This is a genomic window from Bradyrhizobium sp. P2_E8, assembly GCF_056403875.1.
This window is the reverse complement of record NZ_JBFUES010001305.1, coordinates 1-1,738: the sequence shown is the minus strand read 5'-3', so window position 1 is coordinate 1,738 and position 1,738 is coordinate 1. Positions and strand designations below refer to the sequence as shown.

At 63.8% G+C, this 1,738-nt stretch carries 1 protein-coding gene; it reads left to right on the top strand.

Features of this window, described 5'->3' with window-relative positions; translation table 11 throughout:
• Positions 1-185 precede the first annotated feature (185 nt).
• Positions 186-1,553: a flippase gene (locus AC1D00_RS39845; RefSeq protein ID WP_477014470.1), complete on the top strand. Its 1,368-nt coding sequence runs from the start codon at positions 186-188 to the stop codon at positions 1,551-1,553.
• Positions 1,554-1,738 lie beyond the last annotated feature (185 nt).

The window sequence follows — 1,738 nt, the reverse complement described above, 5'->3', positions numbered from 1 at the left end:
GGTTTGGCGAAGACTTGTCGTACGGGATTGTCACCGCACCCCATCGATAGATCACGCGGTATGGGTCCCGGCCTTCGCCGGGACGACAACGGTGACCCAACCGAATCTTAACGAATGGTTGCTAATTCCCAGGGTTACTGCAGCAAGGCTGCCGCTGCATGCGGGACGCCTGGGGACTCGTCGAATTGGCCGTGATGGATGCAGAACCCGCAACGAGCGGACCGGCCGGGCTGATCGCGCGGCTGCGGGCTAAGCTCTCGGGCGGATCGAGCGAAGCGTCGCTGACGCGGCGGCTGGCCGGCACCGTCTTCATCATCCGCGTCATCAGCGCGGGCCTTGCCTATTTTTCGCAGGTTCTGCTCGCGCGCTGGATGGGCACGTCCGACTACGGCATTTATGTCTATGTCTGGACCTGGGTGCTGCTGCTCGGCAGCATGATGGACTTCGGCATCTCGGCCTCCGCACAGAAGATCATTCCGGAGTATCGCACCAGCGGCGAGCACGCGCTGCTGCGCGGCTTTCTTTCCGGCAGCCGCTGGCTGACCTTTGCCGCCTCCACGCTGATGTCACTCGGCCTCGCCGGCATCGTCAAGCTGCTCTCGCCCTGGATCGATCCGGCCGAGGTGCTGCCGCTCTATATCGGCTGCATGACGCTGCCCGCCTTCGTCGTCGCCAACACCCAGGACGGCATCGCGCGCTCGCATGACTGGATGCAGCTCGGCCTGATGCCGCAATTCATCATCCGCCAGGCGCTGATCATCGGCATCACGGCCTCTGCCTTCCTGCTCGGCTATCATCTCGGCGCGGCCGCCGCGATGGTCGCGAGCCTAGGTGCGGTGTGGATCGCAATGACCGGGCAGATGGTGGTGCTGAACCGCAAGCTCGCCGGCCATATCGCGCCCGGACCGAAGGCCTATGACGTGGGCGGCTGGCTCGCCGTCTCGCTGCCGATCCTGCTGGTGGAGAGCTTCTACCTGTTGCTGTCCTACACCGACGTGCTGGTGCTTCAGCAATTCCGCCCCTCCGACGAGGTCGGCGTCTACTTCGCGGTGGTGAAGACGCTGGCGCTGGTCTCGTTCATCCACTACGCGATGTCGGCGACGACAGCGCACCGCTTCGCCGAATACAACGCAGCTGGCGACAAGGCACGGCTGTCGGCCTACGTCGCGCATGCCATCAGCTGGACGTTCTGGCCGTCGCTGGCGGCGACCATCGTGCTGCTGGCGCTCGGCAAGCCGCTGCTCTGGCTGTTCGGGCCGCAATTCGTGGTTGGCTACGACATCATGTTCGTCGCCGCAATTGGCCTGGTCGTGCGCGCCGCGATCGGACCGGTCGAGCGACTGCTCAACATGCTCGGCCAGCAGAAGATGTGCGCGCTGGCCTATGCGCTGGCCTTCGTGATGAACGTCGTGCTCTGCATCGCGCTGGTACCGCGCTACGGCGGCCATGGCGCCGCGGCCGCGACCTCGATCTCGCTCAGCTTCGAGACGGTGCTCTTGTTCTGGATCGTGCGGCAGCGCCTCGGCCTGCACGTGCTGGCGTTCGGCAAATAGACCCCTCGCCTGCCCTGCCCCTTGGGGAACGCCTGTTGCGTCACAGGCTCGGGAACGAGGTGAAACGACTGCCGATCGGCAGTCAGTGGCATAATTTTTCTTATTTGGTCCAGGTGGTTGCCTCCCGGAGAAAATTTATTCTACGTCGTATTGCCCAACCGACAAGATAAACCTAAGATTCCCGG